This window comes from Amycolatopsis ponsaeliensis, from assembly GCF_030182635.1.
Lineage (GTDB): Bacteria > Actinomycetota > Actinomycetes > Mycobacteriales > Pseudonocardiaceae > Amycolatopsis > Amycolatopsis ponsaeliensis.
Genome location: NZ_JAPZLD010000026.1, coordinates 137016 through 152450, shown reverse-complemented (window position 1 = coordinate 152450; position 15435 = coordinate 137016). Strand labels below are relative to the sequence as shown.

Here is a 15435-nt window from a genome sequence, read left to right as displayed (position 1 = left end):
CCCCCCGCCCCGCCGCGCTGGGCGGCCCTCGCCCCGGGCGGTGGCTCCGGGGTGGGGTCGCCGGTCCCATACACCGCCGTCAACCACCCCCCCCCCCCCCCCCCCACCACCGGGCGGCCAGGTCGACGGGAGGAACTCGTCGGCTCCGTGATCCGGCCGCGGTCCGCGCGAGGCAGCCGCTCAAGTCGCCCAGGTCGCGGGCAGGAACTCGTCCGCTCCGGCGTCCCGCCGCGGCCGGATCGCCGGTCCGCCCGCCGCACTGGGTCTCTCGGGCCGCGCTCCGATCCGCGGGCCTTCCGAACCGGCCGCGACCTCGTCCGGCAGAAGGTCACCCAGCAGCTCGCGTCCCTGCCGCAGGGCATCCTCGCCCGCGTCCGAAGCCAACCGCCGGATCATCCCCGCCAGCTCGCCCGGCGGCCGGTTCAGCGCCCACCGGTCGAACCGCAGGTCCACGAGCCCCCCGTGCAGGTCGACCACCACCGACACCCCGTCGGCCGCCGCCGAGGCGCGGATCGCCGCCAGCCGCGCCCCGTAGCCCGGCTCCGGTGCCGAGAACGCGTCGTCGGCCAACTCCATCGCCGTCCGCTCGGCGTTCACTGGGCCCGCCAGCTGTCCGGCGTGGTCTCTTCCGCGGCCTCATCCGCCGTGGGCAGGCCGAGCGCGTCCACCCCGTCCTGCGTGTGCCACAGCGAAGCCGTGGCCCGCGCCGACGCGGCCGCCGCCAGCACGAGGATCCGGCGCGCCAGCTCGTCCGGCTCCAGCCTCAGCGCCGACGCCTCCAGCGTCAGCTCCCGCAACGCCCCGCCGGGCGCGACCTCGACGGCGACCGTGCGGTCGGCGGCTTTTCCGGTGATCACGGGTGGACCCCTCCGTAGAACGTCGACGCCGAGAGCGTGTGCGTGTTCCGGCGGACGGCGTCCTCGGAGTTGCCCTCGATCATCGTGACCTTGTTCCCCTCGACCTTCTCGACGATGCCGATGTGCGTGCTCGTCGAAGTGTTCTGCGGGCCGGTGCCGAAGATCAGCACGTCACCCGGCTTCGCTTCGTGCAGCGAATTCTTGCCGTACGCGTGCCCGTTCTCCTGGCCCCAGTGGTAGACGTCGCCGCTGAAGGGCAGCACCGGGATCTTCACACCGGCCTTGCGCCACATCGCCGTCGCGAACGACGAGCACCACGCCGCGGTCGGCCCGTACGGGTTACGGTTGCTGCCCGGCGGGTTCTCGCGCACGCCGAGCTGCGTGCGCGCCGCGTGGACGATGTCCTTGCCCCGTCCCGAAGCCTTGCTCGGATGCGTCGCCTTCGCCTGGTGCACGGCCTTGTCCACGACCCCGTCGTGGGTCAGGTCCTTCCGCAGTTCGTTCAGTTTCTTCGCCGCCGCCTTGAGTTCGGCGTCGACGTGCCGCAGTGTCGACGCCGACTGCCGCGTGTACTGCGGCGCCAGGTCGGCGGCGTGCCCGACCGCGCGCATCAGCGCGGCCTGCGTCCCGGCTGCGACCCCCGCGTCGAGGACTTGCTTCGCCTTCGCGGTGTACTCGTCCACCAGCCGCTGCACGGCCGTGTGCCCGGAGTCCACTGTGGACGCCACATGCGCGACGACCTTCTCGGCCGCCGGCGCGGCCGCGCCGGTGACGCGAAGCTCCTTCGTCAGCTTCGCGCTGTTGTGGCGGAAGCCGTCGGCGCCGTGGCCGTGCCAGTGTTCGAGGACGGTGGCGCTTTCCTTGTGGTAGGCGTCGTGCTGCGCGTCCAGGGCGCCCGCCACCTGGTGCAGCGCGTACTCGGCGCGGACAGCGTCCTCGGCCTTCCCGGCGAGCTTCGTGCGGTGCGCGACGAGGTCCTTCGCGAAGGAGTGCGCGAGCGCGGTGGTGTCCATGTCAGTTCATCCCGTTCAACGCGGCAGCGGTCGCCGTCTCGTGCTCGCGGTAGGTCTTGGCGGCCTTCTGCGCGGCCGTGGCCAGTCCGTCGGCGTGCGTGCCGACGCCCTTGACCTGCCGTTGCAGGGCCAGCCCGAAGCCGGTCAGCGCGTCGGCGAAGCCCGACTCCTTGCCGATCTTGCCGAAGCTCTCGTGGCCGATCTCCCGGACGTCGCGCAGGTGCCCGGTCGCGGTACCGAGTGCGTCGGCGACGTGCCGGGTCCGGCTCACGTAGGAATGCAGCACGGTGTCGTCCACCCGGAGCGGGCTGCCGCCCTTGCTGCCGGTTTCGGCGGCCTTCCCGTGGTGCTTGGTGACGTCCTGGGCAGCCTTGCGAGCGGCTGTCAGGTGGTCTTTGTAGGCGCCGTTCGTGTACGTCGACCAGGGCGTGAAGTCGTGCCCGTCGCCCGAGATGCTGTTCGCGACCCGGGCGTTGGTGTCCGGATCGAACAGCTGGTCGTTCGACTTCAAGTGGTACTGGTGCCGCCGCTCGGGGCCGAGCGCGCCCAGCATGTTGATCTGCCACAGGCCGTAGGAGTTGTCCGGCGGCGTGGCGTTGTGCGCGGTCGTCCGGCCGCCGGACTCGGCCAGCGCGACGGCGACCGCGGTGGTCAGGCCCTGGCCGCGAAATCCGGCCGCGTAGGCGTGTCGGGCGATCTGCTCGGCGCTCAGCTTCGTCATGGTTCGACCTTGACCGCCCGGGTACTCCCGGCGGTAGCCGCGGTGCACGCAGGGACAACCCGGGTGCACGCCCGGCTCAACCTCCGGGGCCGCTCACCCGTACTGCCCTGCGGAGAGGTCCTGCGAGAAGGGGAACGGATGCGCAGAACCGGGGTGCTGACCCTGCTGGGGTTGACGCTGGTCACGGCGTCGTGCGCGGCACCGCGCACGACGACGCCGAGCCCGATCGCCGAGCCGGCGCCGCTGATCCGGGCGACCACATCGGCTCCGCCCACCACCACGACACCGCCGCCCGCGCCGCCGTGCGAGGTGAGCACCGGCGCGTGCGTGAGCCTGGCGCAGCGCCTGGCCTGGCTGCTGCGTGACGGCAAGGTCGTGCGCGGTCCGGTCCCGGCCGGCTTCGGGCCGCCGGACCAGGCGACGCCGGCCGGGTCGTTCCACGTCGTCTGGAAGGACCGCGAGCACACCAGCAGCGTCTACGGCACGGACATGCCCAACTCGGTGTTCTTCGCCGCCGGCGGCATCGCCTTCCACGCCGGGCCCCTCGACGCGCCGTCGCACGGCTGCGTCCACCTCACCGACGCCGACTCCGCGGCGTTCTTCGACGGCCTGAACGTCGGGGACGCGGTGCAGGTCCGGTAGCGTTCGCTCCTTGTTGGACACTACGACTGTCGTTTCGCGGCTGCGCGCCGCCGGCTGCGTGTTCGCCGAGGACGAGGCGGACCTGCTGATCGCCGCCGCCACGACGCCCGCCGAACTCGACTCCCTGGTCGAGCGCCGCGTCGCCGGGCTGCCGCTGGAGCACCTGCTCGGCTGGGCGGAGTTCCACGGCCTGCGGATCTCCGTGCGGCCCGGGGTGTTCGTGCCACGCCACCGCACGGAGTTCCTGGTCGACGTCGCCGTCTCGCTCGCGCCGCCGCACCCGGTGGTGCTCGATCTGTGCTGTGGCTCGGGTGCGCTGAGCGCCGCGTTCACCGCCGCGCTGCGCCCGCGTGAGCTGCACGCGGCCGACGTCGAGCCCGCGGCCGTCTCCTGCGCCCGGGTGAACCTTCCGGACGGCCACGTCCACGAAGGCGACCTCTACGACGCGCTGCCGTCGTCGCTTCGCGGCCGGGTCGACGTACTCATGGCGAACGTGCCGTACGTGCCTTCGGACGCCGTCGCGACCATGCCGCCGGAAGCGCGGCTGCACGAACCCCGCGTCGCGCTCGACGGCGGTACGGACGGCCTCGACCTCGCCCGCCGGGTCGCCGCGGGCGCGTCTCGGTGGCTCGTGCCGGGTGGGGCGCTGCTGGTCGAATCGAGCGAGCGGCAGGCGCCGGTCTTGAGCGGGATCTTCACCGCGGCCGGGCTGGCGCCGCGCGTGCACGAGTCCGAGGAGCTGGGCGCCACCGTCGTCACCGGCACCGCGAACCCGTGACAAACTCGATCTCACGTTCCGGCGTCCGCGGACGTCTACAGGGTGTGATCGTGAAACCGTTCGAGCAGATCGTGGCCGAGCACGGGCCGATGGTCCTCCGCGTCTGCCGGGCCGTGCTCGGCCCGGCCGACGCCGAAGACGCCTGGTCGGAGACCTTCCTGGCCGCCCTCAAGGCGTACCCCGAGCTGCCCGCCGACGCGAACGTCCAGGCGTGGCTCGTCACGATCGCGCACCGCAAGGCCATCGACGTCACCCGCGCCCAGGCACGCCGCCCGCTGCCGGTCGGCGAGATCCCGGACCGGCCGGGCCGCACGGACACGTGGACCGGTGATCTGTGGGACGCGCTCGCGAGGCTGCCGGACAAGCAGCGCACGGCCGTCGCCTACCACTACCTGGCCGGGCTGCCCTACCGCGAAATCGCGGAGATCACCGGAGGCACCGCGGACGCCGCCCGCCGCGCGGCCGCCGACGGCGTCAAGACCTTGCGGGCCACCTACCCCTTGGAAGGAGCGCACTCATGATCGACATCATCCCGTCGCTTCCGGTGGCCTACGAACTCCTGCCGGACCGCCTGCACGAGCGGCTGACGGCCGCCGCGGAGCAGGAGGGCCTGCTGGACGTCGCCTACCGCACGCTCGACACCCCGGTCGGCTCCCTGCTGCTGGCGGCGACCGCCCAGGGCCTGGTCAAGGTGGCCTTCGACCGGCAGGACCACGACGCGGTCCTGGCGGCGCTGGCCTCGGCGATCAGCCCCCGGATCCTCCGCGCCCCGGCCCGCCTCGACCCGGTGGTCCGCCAGCTGGACGAGTACTTCACGGGCGGCCGCCGGTCGTTCGACGTCCCGCTGGACTTCCGTCTGGCCCGCGGGTTCCGTTTGTCGGTGCTGGAGCACCTGCCGGAGATCGAGTACGGCCGGACGGAGAGCTACTCGCAGGTTGCGACTGCCGCGGGTAGCCCGAAGGCGGTGCGCGCGGTCGGCACGGCGTGTGCGCTCAACCCGCTGCCGGTGGTGGTGCCGTGTCACCGGGTGGTCCGCTCGGACGGGTCGTATGGCCAGTATGCGGGCGGTGAAGAGGCGAAGCGGGTTCTGCTGACGATGGAGGCGGCTTAGCTTCGGGTTCGTTCCTCGGGGCGGCGGGGGCAAGCCGGGCCGGCCGGCATGGGCTGGGTCGACTGGCGGGCTGGCTCCGGTACGAGCCGCAAGCACCAGCACCCGTCGCCGGCCAAGCTGTCCCCGCCGGCGCCCGCCACCCGGCCAAAGAATTTCCCGCCCAGCCGATCTCACGTTTCATGCCGCCGGAGCGTCTACTGGGTATGAGCACATTCGAAAAGCGCGTCGCCGCAGCCGATTGGGATGCGGTGGCCGCGGAGGTCGATGACTACGGCTGTGCACTCCTGCCGCAGCTGCTCACCCCGGCCGAGTGCGAGAAGCTCGCCGCGCTCTGGGACGAACCGGAACACTTCCGGGCGACCGTCAACCTGCGCCGCCACCGCTTCGGCGACAACGGCGACTACCGCTACTTCGCCGAACCCTTCCCCGAGCCGGTGCAGCGGCTAAGGCAAGCGCTCTACCCGAGGCTGCTGCCGATCGCCCAGGACTGGTACACCCGGCTCGGCCGCGAGCCGGAGTGGCCGTCCACATTGGACGAATGGCTGAAGGTCTGCCACGAGGCCGGCCAAAAACGGCCGACCCCGATCCTCCTGCGCTACGAAACCGGCGGCTGGAACGCCCTGCACCGCGACCTCTACGGCGACAAAGTATTCCCGCTGCAAGTCGTGATCAACCTCAACGACCCGGGCACCGACCACACCGGCGGCGAGTTCCTGCTGGTCGAGCAACGGCCGCGTGCGCAATCGCGCGGCACCGCGACCCTCATCCCCCAGGGCCACGGCCTGGTGTTCACCACCCGCGACCGCCCGGTCCGCTCCGCCCGCGGCTGGTCGGCGGCGCCGGTCCGCCACGGCGTCTCGGCCGTACGTTCAGGCCGGCGGCACACCCTGGGCCTGGTCTTCCACGACGCGACATGACCGACGCCGAACTCGAGGCGCTCGTGAAGCTGATCGGCGGGGCCCGGCACGTCGCGATCGGCACCGCCGCCGACCCGGCATCACGAGCCGACGGCGCGCGGATCGCCGAAACCTGGGGCGGCCTGGTCTTGGCAACGGTGACCTGGCCGGAAACGGCCGCGTCGTGGCTGCGCCAGGCCCAGCGGTTCGCGGCGCCGGACCCGGACGTGTGGGTCGTGGCCGCCACCCCAGCCGGCTGGGCGGGCATGACGCACCGACTGCTGCTGTCGACGGCGTGGAGTCCTCATCGGACAGTCGTCACAGCCGCTTTGACGGATTCCCGCCTGCCCGGCATCCGCGGTGCCCGGGCGGACGGCACTACTTGGGAGGACTGATGAAACACACGATCATCGACTCGCCGATCGGCGAGCTCACCCTGGTCGGCGACGGTGACGTCGTGACCGGCCTGTACTTCCCGCACCACTGGACCCGCCCGGACCGGACCACGTTCGGCCCTCGCGACGACTCGGCGTTCCCCGAGGCGGTGGAGCAGCTGAAGGAGTACTTCGCCGGACAGCGCCAGGAGTTCGACGTACCCACGCGGGCCGACGGCACCGACTTCCAGCGCGCAGTGTGGGCCGAGATCGCGAAGATCCCCTACGGCTCGACGGCGACGTACGGCGACTTGGCGAAGGCGGCCGGCGGGTTGCCGCACGAGGTCGGGGTGGCGGTCGGGCAGAACCCGCTGAGCATCCTGGTGGCGTGCCACCGCGTCGTCGGCAAGAACGGGAAGTTGACTGGCTACGCGGGCGGGCTCAAGCGCAAGCAGTTCCTACTGGAGCTGGAACGTCCGCCGGCAGCGGAACGGGGCCAGCTCTGGTGAGTCACACGTGGCTCAGGAGCATCGTCGCGCCCAGCCCGGTCATGGTCACGGCGATCACGACGTCCAGAACGCGCCACGCCGCGGGCCTCGCGAACACGCCGGCCAGCTTCTTCGCGCCGAAGCCGAGCGCGCTGAACCACACGGCGCTGGCGATCCCGGCACCGAGCCCGAACAGCCAGCGCCCATCGCCGTGCGCGACGGCGACCGAGCCGAGCAGGAGGACGGTGTCCAGGTAGACGTGCGGGTTGAGCCAGGTGAAGGCAACGCAGGCGAGCACGGCCTTCCGCAACGGCGTCCGGTCCTCGCCGACGGTCATAACCGAGCGCCGGAACGCTCGCCGCGCGGCGAGCGCGCCGTAGCCGAGCAGGAAGAGCCCGCCACCGACGGCGATCACCCCGATCGCCGTCGGCCACCGCTCGAGCACGGCGCCGATCCCGCTGACCCCGAGCCCGATCAGCACCAGGTCCGACACCGCGCAGATGACGACCAGCGGCGTGACGGCACCTCCCCGCAGTCCCTGCTGCAGCAGAAAGGCGTTCTGTGAGCCGATGGCGACGATGAGGGACAGGCCGGTCCCGAACCCGGCGAGGAGCAGTGGAAGCACCCGTCCACGGTACGAGCGTCCCGCTGGATTACTCCAGCTAAAGATTCTTACGTAACATTAGCACTCGTGATGTCCGATCTGCCCCTCGACCAGGTCAGAACGCTCCTGGCCGTAGTGGACGAGCAAAGTTTCGACGCCGCGGCGGCGGTCCTGCACGTGACGCCGTCGGCGGTCAGCCAGCGCATCAAGGCGCTGGAGCAGCGCACGGGCCGGGTGCTGCTCCTGCGCACGAAGCCGGTCTCCCTGACCGAGTCCGGCCAGGTCCTGGTCCGGTTCGCCCGCTCGCTGGCCCAGCTGGAGCAGGACGCGCTGTCCGAGCTGGGCCTCGACTCGGCGACGCGCACGCTGTCCATCGCGGTGAACGCGGACTCCCTCGCCACCTGGTTCCTCCCCGCCCTGTCCCGCCTCCCGGCTTCCCTCCCGATCGCGTTCGACCTCCGGCGAGAGGACCAGGACCACACGGCGGCACTCCTCCGGGAGGGCCTCGTCATGGCGGCGGTCACGGCCTCACCCGAGCCGGTCCAGGGCTGCACCTCGGTCCGCCTGGGGCGCATGCGTTACCGGGCGATGGCCTCCCCCGCGTTCATCGACCGCTGGCTGACTTCTCCCCTCCCGACCGCCCTCCCCAAGGCACCAGTGATCATGTTCGACCGCAAGGACGACCTCCAGGACCGCTTCCTGCGCGGCCTGACCCGCCGCCGGAACTTCACCCTGGTGCGCCACCACATCCCGGCGTCGGAGTCGTTCGTGGACGCGGTCGCGGCCGGCCTCGGCTGGGGCATGGTCCCGGAGATGCAGGCGGCCTCCCGCGGCGACGCCCTGGCCGACCTGGCCCCGGACCGGCCGCTGGACGTGCCGTTGCACTGGCAGCAGTGGAAGCTGGACTCACCGGCCCTCGCGGCCGTGGCGAAGGCAGTGGCCGAGGGCGCAAAGACCGCACTCCGCTAACCTCAGAACACTTAGGACGGCTAGAGAAGCCTTAAGCGGGCCCAACCTGATCTGCACCCTTAACGGGCGTGGGGGTTCAAGTCCCCCTTAGGACACAGTACTACCCCACGGATCGCGAAACGCGATCTTGGTGGCTCGCTTAGTCTTGATCTAGGTTGAGTCGATCGTCTCCAGTCGCCATCCGGTGCTGTCGCAGACGATGAACCGTCCCGAGTTCCGTAGCGCAGCTGCGACGTGACTGCTTCGTGTTCGATCGAGCTAGAGCGTGGTGTGGCCGTCGTTGCCCTGGTCTCCGAGCCGGACGTTAAGCTGGTCGGTGAGATGGTCTTCGCGGATTTAGAGCGTTTTCGGCCGCTGTCGGCTCAAGCGTTGCGTGCTGGTGTGGTCGTGGCGGCAGCGGTAGGTCGGACGACCGGTGGTTCCAGCGTGAGTCCAGTCGCCGGTCGCAGACTCCGCAGTGGATCAGGTCGGCGAGGGCGAACCGGCGAGCCTGGCCCTCGGTGGTCGGTCGCGTGGCCCGGATTTGCTGCGCGTCGACGAAATCCTGCTCAGTGACGAGGGCCGAGTGCGCAGCCTTGACGGACAGCGCTGGCGTGACGCTGGCCCTTCTGGTCCGGCGGCGCGGCGGTTCCAGGTCTGTCGGCCGGTGTAACGCGGGTTCGCCAGGATCACGGCGACCGTGCGCAAGGTCCAGGCACCGCGGGCGGGGCGGCGGGGACCTCCCCAAACCCGGCGGTCCCTCCGTCCGCGGAGAGCGGGCACAGCGAGGCCTCGGGCGACTCGTGTGCCGACGGCACGGGGACGGCGAGCGGCCTCGGCGGCGGAGGGCGCGGGGGACGACGCCGCCGACCATGGGCCGATCAGATTTCCGATGCGTAGGTCACGGCAACCTCACCGGACCGTTCCGTTGCGCGCGCCGGCCCCGTACACGGACGGCGCGGGGGCGCCCGGTGTTGGGATCCGCAACGGCTGGGCGGGGGCTAGCGCCGGAGAGGTCGGCGTTTACTAATCGAGATGGTGCCGCCGATCATCCGGTCCTTGACCCGGGTGCCGGTGGCCGACTGCCATAAGTTGATCAGGTCGCGCATGTCACCGGCCAGGGCGGTTCCCGCGGCGTAGGGAGTGGCGGCGTTCGCAGCCGTGTTGAACGAGCCGAGCTCGATCGCTCGCAGCACCGCAGTCGTCGGCTGGGCAAGATCGAACAGCTCCGGGGAGCGGGCCGCCGGACGCATGCCCACCCGGGCGGCGAGCCGGGCCAACCGGTCGGCCGGGCTGGCCGCCTCGGCCTTCAGGTCGAGAACGATAGGGAGTCCGTCTGCAAGGTCAGGTGGAACCAGCTGAGCACCGTCACGTGGACGAACTCCTCACGGGCGAGCAGGCCGCCCAGCTGCCGGTTGTCATCATGTCCTGCAGCGCCTCCAGAGCAGCGCGATGTAGGAGTCGTCGGTCGGCTTGGCGCCCGAGGAGTTGGTGGCGTTCTCCAGCCCCATCCAGACCTGCCGGAGCAGTCCGGTCCAACTTGGCCAGGAAGTCGGTGTTGACGCCCTGCCCGGTGTGGGCCTTCCAAGCCGCACGCTCGTCGTGGGTCGCGGCGGGTGCGGCAGGTCGAGGCCGAACATCCGCTAGCAGACGTTGCGCCGGGTGATCCGCGCGAACGGCCGCGCCTCGCTGCTGATCCCGGTGATCGAGAACAGCGGTGGGTCGCGGAAAACAGCTGACGGCCGGCACGGGAGGTGGTTCCAGCTCTGGTTGCCAGGCCCGGTGCCGGGAGTGCCGGAGTGTGTGGCTATGAGCGACGTGGAGCCATCTTGTCTCTGATCTGCAACCCTAGGGCTGCATGTCGACAAAGCCCGACCCAGCCTGCGGCAATTTCGTTGCTGGATTTCCAAGATCTTCTGTCTGCTCGTTACTTCCTTGGAGCATTCAATTCTCTCTGTAACAAGTTCCCGCATGTCAACGATCAGGCTACATGTAGGATTCGAGAGGACGGCCCGTGATCAAATCACCACCAGTCGACCCCATGGAAGCGGCTCGCAACTCAAGGCGAGCCGAGTTGTTCGCATTGTTTGCGGAGCAAGCGATCGCCCGGCAAGAAATTGCCGACGGGTTGACTCTCGCGTCAACAATCGACGCCGACTACCTGCGTACTAAATGTATAAACAGCGAAGCTAGCCTCTGGGGTTCTGTTGTCGAATCTGCATCCGCATTCGATGCGGCCGCGGACCAGCACGACGGCATAAGTAAAAAGCGCACTATCTCGTCGCTGATGCATCGTTTATGCACATCGCTGGTAGTGCAGCGCGAGTTCGCATTAGCTGGAATTGGGGTATGCATACTCTCTTTCTTTACGTCAACGCAAGGAAATTTATTGCCGAATCTCTATCTTCTGTATCTGGCGCTGCTACTGGCGGTTATTGACCTACTTCTGCCAGCGGCTTCATTGATCGCTCGCCGGGTGGCAACACGTCGTGCAACCGTTAGGATCGGCGGTCCATACCTTGATGCAATTGGACACGCTGTGCCGGCGTTTCTTCTTTTGGCGGCGATTACCTCGGTCGCGCAAGCGCCCATCGTCAATGGAGTCAAATCAACAAGTGGCGCCAACAATTCAGTGCTACTCGGCGTGTTGGTCACGGGCATGGCCTTCGCTTTTTCATTTCGACGGTACACGTTAATTGGCTCAAGAGAGTCTGGCCGGCTGCGCTTTGCCGCAATTCGGCCACCGATGGTTTTTGGCCTGACTGTAATTCCATTGCTAATTGCGTTAGCGCGAAACAATGATAATAGCAGATATGTTACGATTGTCGAACCTGACTTTGCTTTCCTATCCTTTGGTCTTGCGTTAATCGCCGTCGGCTCGGTGCTGGCTATAGCCGGTGGACAAAGTCAGCCCGCAAAGGTGGTCGCGAGAGAATTCAAAAATGCTCGACATCGAGTTGAAGTGGAGATTATTGAAACCGCGATACTGCCGTTGCTTCGCACGGAAATAAACAACAACTCTCAGTCGTATGAAGTTGAGATACGGATCGACGGCGCGTCAGGGTTGAGTGAACTAACGGATCCTATGTATAAAGTGTCCACGAATTCCTCTAAGCGTGTGGCAGCCCTCTTGAACTTGATGCCGGGCGGCAGCATCGGCCTGGCTGGGCCGCGGGGGTGTGGCAAGACGACATTGATGGAATCGTACTGCGGTAGCAAGCGTACAGATAGCTCGAGCGTGGCAACCATGGTTTCAGCTCCCGTCGAGTATTCGCCAAGAGAGTTCCTGCTGCATCTTTACTCCAAGGTTTGCCGCGAAGTCTTGGGGCCAGATGCCGATATTGCCCTTGGTCTCGATCCGCTGAGTCGTCGCAACCGTCGGAAAGACGCGATGGCGATGCTTTCTGGTTCATTTATCCTCTCCGCTGTAGGTGTGTTCCTTCTTGTCGCTCCCGGTGCAGGATTGGAATTCTCGACATCGCAGCTCTGGGGGCTCGCATCGCTTGTTATTGGCTTCCTTCTTGTGCTGCACGTATCGCGCTCTTCCACTCCTTCGAAGCAAAATGGGCATGCAACTGCTTCATTGGCCAATCTGGCTTCAGATCGTCTGGAGGAGATTCGATTCCAGCAAGCCTTCACGACCACGTGGGCAGGTTCACTCAAGGCTCCAGTCGGCATAGAGTCAACGTTGGGAGGCGGTCGCAGTCTGACTCGTCAGCAGATGCATCTACCTGAGATCGTAGACTCCTTGCGGTCTTTCCTAGAGGTTGCAGCGAGCGAACATCGATTAATTATTGGCATCGACGAACTCGATAAAATGCCTTCCGAGCGCGCCGCCGAACAATTTCTCAACGACATAAAAGGGATCTTCGGCGTTCGCGGCTGTTATTTCATGGTGTCTGTCTCAGAGGACGCTATGGCTGGTTTCGAGCGGCGCGGCATGCCGTTCCGAGATGTTTTTGACAGCGCATTTGACGAGATCGTTTGGTTTAGTCCACTTGCTGAGAGTGAAGCAATAGCCGCGATCGATCGCCGGGTGGTTCGAATGCCTGTGCCGTTCAAGAAACTTTGCCATGCGCTGGCGGGAGGACTTCCACGAGATCTGATTCGCGTTGCTCGGGCTACGGTGAATGCTCAAAGCCGTCAATCTCACTCGCCTGATGGTGAGCAAGTTGTCGCGACAAATTTGAACGAAATCGTGAGGCGCCTGCTCGCGAAAGATGTCGATCGGAAAACGCACGCAGTGGCCGTTGCGGCTCGTCGAATTAGTCTGGAGCCGGACGTCAGCCGTTTCCTGGTGGCATGCGAGGGAATGAGGCATGCTAACGTTAGTCCAACCTCTCTGCAGAGTCGAATATTGGAAATCAGTCAGATCGACGCGCCTCGCTTCCGCGAAGACCCGAATGCAGAGCCCGCATTAGCGTTACTGTACCTCATGTGTGAGCTAGCTTGCTATTATTACTATTCGGCGACAATATCCGAGTTCTTCGACTCGGCGGCGTCGTGCGATCGTTGGCATTTGGCGACATTGGGATCGGAAAGTCCTTCCGTCGACTTGGGTCTACTTGTCAAGGCTCGGCATTCCTTTTCCTTAAATGTCACAGTTGCGTGGCGGCATATTTCTGCCTTCAGGGAATCTTGTGGACTGTCTGTCGAACAGTTCCCTGCCAGTCTGGAGATCGACTGATATGACGAACGGATGGCAACCGTTCGTCTGGTGCATACGCTTGGTCCACGAATTCGAGTGTGATGTGTCACATTAATGTGACGCTGCTCAATTCGGCGCCCTGTCATGTAGACCCGCTGCGGTATCGGAGCGGCCTGAGCCGGTGCCGACCGCTTCCTAGCCCCTGGTGGGCATCTGGAGACGGGTGAGTAGTGAGCAAGTCGCCCCTCGGACACACGCACTGTTTTGTTGGTAGTCCGGGATGGCTTGCGTGCAGCGAGGAACACCGCGCCTTCGGATGCAGACTTCTACTATCCCGGGGCGGCCGTACCTTCTACCAGGGCTCCTAGCGCGGTGAGGAACTCTGGCTCGTAGCCCTCTTCGACATGGTTGACGTTCCACAGTCCGCAGGCGCGGACCTTCAAGCTCGCTGCATGGCGGCCAAGCCACGTTGAGCTGGGACGATCCCGGACGTCAGGCAGATTCGAAAGCAAGCCGATGCTGTTTCGTTCGATGTATGCGCGCTGACTGGTGCTGGTGGGCACTGCCAGCCACAGGAAGGGCATCCGGCCGATGTAGTCGCTGACTCTGCGTTCGATGTCGGCTTCGACTGTGGCCCACTCGGGCCGGGGGCGGGGGCTGACCCACGCTTCCAATGAGCCGGCCGGCATGCCGTCACGGTCGATCAATGCGCTGCCGACATGCTGGCGGAATATCGATCCGCGATGGTTCCCGCCGCCTGCCTGTGTGCCGCGGTGCTGGGCGAGGCGGTTCCACAACGTGGTCCGGCTGGTGTCGCGTAGCGCGTGAGTACCGACTCGTACCACTCGCGGCTCACCGTTTGTGCGCAGTTCGCCGTGTTCGAAGAAGAAGTAGACGCCATGGGTTGGCCAGCCGTCGCGCCCGGTGCAGTTACTCAGGCTTCGGGTGCCATCGAGCCGATCGGCGAGCATGACCAGCGAGGCGTAGAACTCGGAAAGGTGGAGTTCCCGCTCACTTCTCATTTCAGAGGCTCCGCGATCATTTCCGCGGGGTAGTTCTCCGGTGAGCGATACCACCACGCGCTGAATGCCTGCGCCAGACGCCGGGGCACCTGGATCTGCGCCCCTCCCGCGTGCCAGTCGATCGTCACCAACGTCGCGTCGATACCCGCCGCGGCCCACGGAGTTCTCCGCAGGAGTTTCGCGTAGTCTCCGCCGGCAGACACGAATCCGATCACTTTCGTCGCACCGACTCGGCGGGTCTCGCCGACCAGGGTCTGTTCGAGCAGGCCACGTGGCCAGTCGTGGAGTTTGAGTTTCCGGTCGTAGTGCGCAATCGGCTCGTCACCCCGGACGACCCCATAGCCACCGCTGAGAATCAGCGTCCGGCCGTTGCCGATGGCCTCGGGCAACGCCTCACCCACGTTGCGGTAGAAGTACCCGCTGTAGCGACGCCAGGCAGGTAGGTGATACCGGTCGTCGACCTCGGACCTGGCCAGCACGCCGGCCCGGGCACTGAGCATCCCCTCCGGCCACCGTGGCTCGGCTTCGGGCGCCGGAGCCCGGCCGCCCCTCGCCTTGGCCTTGGAGCACCCGATGATCACCAGGGTCTCGCGAGGATTGATCGCGTCCAGGTCGGTCGCGACGTGTGGTGCGTTCACCGCTACCTCCGCATCGCGGCAATGCTACCCGGAGAAACAGCCGGTCGATTCAGCCCGGGAACTCACCCACCCCGTGTTCCGCCAGGTCGAAGGCCTGGTCGATCACCGCGACCTGCTCCCGCCGGACCACCTCGACGTCATCCCCGGCCAAGATCCGCCCCATGGCGTGCGAAAACACCGAGGTGATCGCCGTGGTCAGCAGGCCCGCCGCCATCCGGGAGCGGAATGCGTCCCCGGTCTCCTCGGCGAACACCTCGGCGAACGCGTCCGCGATCTCGCGCTCCTGCTCGTACCACCGGGCCATCAGCGCCGGGCTCGAAGTCAGCACCCACCAGAACCCGGGTCCCCCGGCGATGGCACCCGAAAGAGGGTGCCCGGAAGCCAGCAGCGAGTGCTGGTGCGCACGTAGGGCAGCCACCGGAGACACCCCGGCCGGCCGGTCGCGGACCACCGAGACCAGCTCGGCCAGCCGATCGGCGTGCCGGTCGAGGAAGAGATCTTCCTTGCGCGGGAAGTAGTTGAACACCGTCATCTTCGACACGCCCGCCGCTTCGGCGATCTCGGCCACCGTCACCTCCTCGAAGCCGCGCTGGATGAACAGGCCCGAGGCCACGTTCGAAATCAGCTGGCGCGTCGCCCGCTTCTTCCGCTCGCGCAGTCCGTGATCCGCCATGGCCGGAGTATAGACCGAGCCC

At 67.2% G+C, this 15435-nt stretch carries 19 protein-coding genes; 9 read left to right on the top strand and 10 right to left on the bottom strand.

All coding sequences use genetic code 11. The annotated features are described in order from the left end of the window. Positions 1-180: 180 nt before the first annotated feature. The 4 genes from QQ657_RS33535 to QQ657_RS33520 are packed head-to-tail and all read right to left on the bottom strand — an operon-like array spanning position 181 to position 2591. Complete coding sequence (locus QQ657_RS33535; RefSeq protein WP_284746304.1) at positions 181-576, bottom strand: hypothetical protein; 396 nt, start codon at positions 574-576, stop codon at positions 181-183. A gap of 17 nt (positions 577-593) precedes the next feature. Next, positions 594-857 (bottom strand): YbaB/EbfC family DNA-binding protein, encoded by a 264-nt coding sequence (locus tag QQ657_RS33530; protein WP_284746303.1) that lies wholly within the window; start codon positions 855-857, stop codon positions 594-596. Beyond that, positions 854-1870, bottom strand: coding sequence for a CHAP domain-containing protein (locus tag QQ657_RS33525; RefSeq protein WP_284746302.1), 1017 nt, complete (start codon positions 1868-1870; stop codon positions 854-856). Before QQ657_RS33525 ends, QQ657_RS33530 begins: the two co-directional genes overlap by 4 nt. 1 nt (position 1871) lies before the next feature. Continuing rightward, on the bottom strand, positions 1872-2591 hold the full coding sequence (locus QQ657_RS33520) for a transglycosylase SLT domain-containing protein (protein ID WP_284746301.1): 720 nt from the start codon (positions 2589-2591) through the stop codon (positions 1872-1874). A gap of 138 nt (positions 2592-2729) precedes the next feature. On the opposite strand from QQ657_RS33520, the gene QQ657_RS33515 reads away from it, so the two are divergent. From QQ657_RS33515 to QQ657_RS33485, 7 genes are all read left to right on the top strand, one after another. After that, on the top strand, positions 2730-3233 hold the full coding sequence (locus QQ657_RS33515; RefSeq protein WP_284746300.1) for a L,D-transpeptidase: 504 nt from the start codon (positions 2730-2732) through the stop codon (positions 3231-3233). 13 nt (positions 3234-3246) lie between these two features. After that, positions 3247-4011: a putative protein N(5)-glutamine methyltransferase gene (locus tag QQ657_RS33510; RefSeq protein ID WP_284746299.1), complete on the top strand. Its 765-nt coding sequence runs from the start codon at positions 3247-3249 to the stop codon at positions 4009-4011. A 44-nt stretch (positions 4012-4055) separates the two neighbouring features. Then, entirely contained in the window at positions 4056-4532 is a 477-nt protein-coding gene (locus tag QQ657_RS33505; protein ID WP_284746298.1) for an RNA polymerase sigma factor, read from the top strand. Next, positions 4529-5122 (top strand): methylated-DNA--[protein]-cysteine S-methyltransferase, encoded by a 594-nt coding sequence (locus QQ657_RS33500; RefSeq protein ID WP_284746297.1) that lies wholly within the window; start codon positions 4529-4531, stop codon positions 5120-5122. The genes QQ657_RS33505 and QQ657_RS33500 overlap by 4 nt, the downstream gene beginning before the upstream one ends. 203 nt (positions 5123-5325) lie before the next feature. Then, the gene (locus QQ657_RS33495) at positions 5326-6039 is read left to right on the top strand and encodes a 2OG-Fe(II) oxygenase (RefSeq protein WP_284746296.1); all 714 of its coding nucleotides are present in this window, start codon (positions 5326-5328) and stop codon (positions 6037-6039) included. After that, positions 6036-6413, top strand: a complete 378-nt coding sequence (locus QQ657_RS33490; protein WP_284746295.1) for a type 1 periplasmic-binding domain-containing protein — start codon at positions 6036-6038, stop codon at positions 6411-6413. Before QQ657_RS33495 ends, QQ657_RS33490 begins: the two co-directional genes overlap by 4 nt. After that, positions 6413-6901, top strand: coding sequence for a methylated-DNA--[protein]-cysteine S-methyltransferase (locus tag QQ657_RS33485; RefSeq protein WP_284746294.1), 489 nt, complete (start codon positions 6413-6415; stop codon positions 6899-6901). The genes QQ657_RS33490 and QQ657_RS33485 overlap by 1 nt, the downstream gene beginning before the upstream one ends. 1 nt (position 6902) lies before the next feature. Here the strand turns inward: QQ657_RS33485 and QQ657_RS33480 are convergent, their stop codons facing one another. Continuing rightward, positions 6903-7505, bottom strand: a complete 603-nt coding sequence (locus QQ657_RS33480) for a LysE/ArgO family amino acid transporter (RefSeq protein WP_284746293.1) — start codon at positions 7503-7505, stop codon at positions 6903-6905. Positions 7506-7574: 69 nt separating this feature from the next. Between QQ657_RS33480 and QQ657_RS33475 the strand changes: the two genes are divergently transcribed. Further along, entirely contained in the window at positions 7575-8453 is an 879-nt protein-coding gene (locus QQ657_RS33475; RefSeq protein WP_434056808.1) for a LysR family transcriptional regulator ArgP, read from the top strand. Positions 8454-8915: 462 nt separating this feature from the next. Here QQ657_RS33475 and QQ657_RS33470 read toward each other — a convergent pair whose 3' ends face one another. Together QQ657_RS33470 and QQ657_RS33465 are read right to left on the bottom strand one after the other, a co-directional pair. Then, a complete protein-coding gene (locus tag QQ657_RS33470; RefSeq protein WP_350310721.1) occupies positions 8916-9215 on the bottom strand; it encodes a recombinase family protein in 300 nt (99 codons plus the stop codon). Between the two features lie 218 nt (positions 9216-9433). After that, positions 9434-9685 carry a hypothetical protein gene (locus QQ657_RS33465; RefSeq protein WP_284746291.1) on the bottom strand — a complete coding sequence of 84 codons (252 nt, stop codon included), beginning with the start codon at positions 9683-9685 and terminating at the stop codon, positions 9434-9436. 761 nt (positions 9686-10446) lie between these two features. Between QQ657_RS33465 and QQ657_RS33460 the strand changes: the two genes are divergently transcribed. Further along, a complete protein-coding gene (locus QQ657_RS33460; RefSeq protein WP_284746290.1) occupies positions 10447-13119 on the top strand; it encodes a hypothetical protein in 2673 nt (890 codons plus the stop codon). Between the two features lie 290 nt (positions 13120-13409). Here QQ657_RS33460 and QQ657_RS33455 read toward each other — a convergent pair whose 3' ends face one another. From QQ657_RS33455 to QQ657_RS33445, 3 genes are read right to left on the bottom strand one after another with little or no spacing between them, the layout of a single operon-like run. Then, on the bottom strand, positions 13410-14102 hold the full coding sequence (locus QQ657_RS33455; protein ID WP_284746289.1) for a GIY-YIG domain-containing protein: 693 nt from the start codon (positions 14100-14102) through the stop codon (positions 13410-13412). Beyond that, positions 14099-14740, bottom strand: coding sequence for a hypothetical protein (locus tag QQ657_RS33450; protein ID WP_284746288.1), 642 nt, complete (start codon positions 14738-14740; stop codon positions 14099-14101). Before QQ657_RS33450 ends, QQ657_RS33455 begins: the two co-directional genes overlap by 4 nt. 49 nt (positions 14741-14789) lie before the next feature. After that, positions 14790-15413: a TetR/AcrR family transcriptional regulator gene (locus tag QQ657_RS33445; RefSeq protein WP_284746287.1), complete on the bottom strand. Its 624-nt coding sequence runs from the start codon at positions 15411-15413 to the stop codon at positions 14790-14792. Positions 15414-15435 lie beyond the last annotated feature (22 nt).

Bases quoted from the DNA above. Each gene is read 5' to 3' on its own strand.
- QQ657_RS33535 (WP_284746304.1), bottom strand. From the start codon at position 576: ATGGAGTTGGCCGACGACGCGTTCTCGGCACCGGAGCCGGGCTACGGG.
- QQ657_RS33525 (WP_284746302.1), bottom strand. From the start codon at position 1,870: ATGGACACCACCGCGCTCGCGCACTCCTTCGCGAAGGACCTCGTCGCG.
- QQ657_RS33520 (WP_284746301.1), bottom strand. From the start codon at position 2,591: ATGACGAAGCTGAGCGCCGAGCAGATCGCCCGACACGCCTACGCGGCC.
- QQ657_RS33515 (WP_284746300.1), top strand. From the start codon at position 2,730: ATGCGCAGAACCGGGGTGCTGACCCTGCTGGGGTTGACGCTGGTCACG.
- QQ657_RS33500 (WP_284746297.1), top strand. From the start codon at position 4,529: ATGATCGACATCATCCCGTCGCTTCCGGTGGCCTACGAACTCCTGCCG.
- QQ657_RS33495 (WP_284746296.1), top strand. From the start codon at position 5,326: ATGAGCACATTCGAAAAGCGCGTCGCCGCAGCCGATTGGGATGCGGTG.
- QQ657_RS33490 (WP_284746295.1), top strand. From the start codon at position 6,036: ATGACCGACGCCGAACTCGAGGCGCTCGTGAAGCTGATCGGCGGGGCC.
- QQ657_RS33485 (WP_284746294.1), top strand. From the start codon at position 6,413: ATGAAACACACGATCATCGACTCGCCGATCGGCGAGCTCACCCTGGTC.
- QQ657_RS33475 (WP_434056808.1), top strand. From the start codon at position 7,575: ATGTCCGATCTGCCCCTCGACCAGGTCAGAACGCTCCTGGCCGTAGTG.
- QQ657_RS33465 (WP_284746291.1), bottom strand. From the start codon at position 9,685: ATGCGTCCGGCGGCCCGCTCCCCGGAGCTGTTCGATCTTGCCCAGCCG.
- QQ657_RS33455 (WP_284746289.1), bottom strand. From the start codon at position 14,102: ATGAGAAGTGAGCGGGAACTCCACCTTTCCGAGTTCTACGCCTCGCTG.
- QQ657_RS33445 (WP_284746287.1), bottom strand. From the start codon at position 15,413: ATGGCGGATCACGGACTGCGCGAGCGGAAGAAGCGGGCGACGCGCCAG.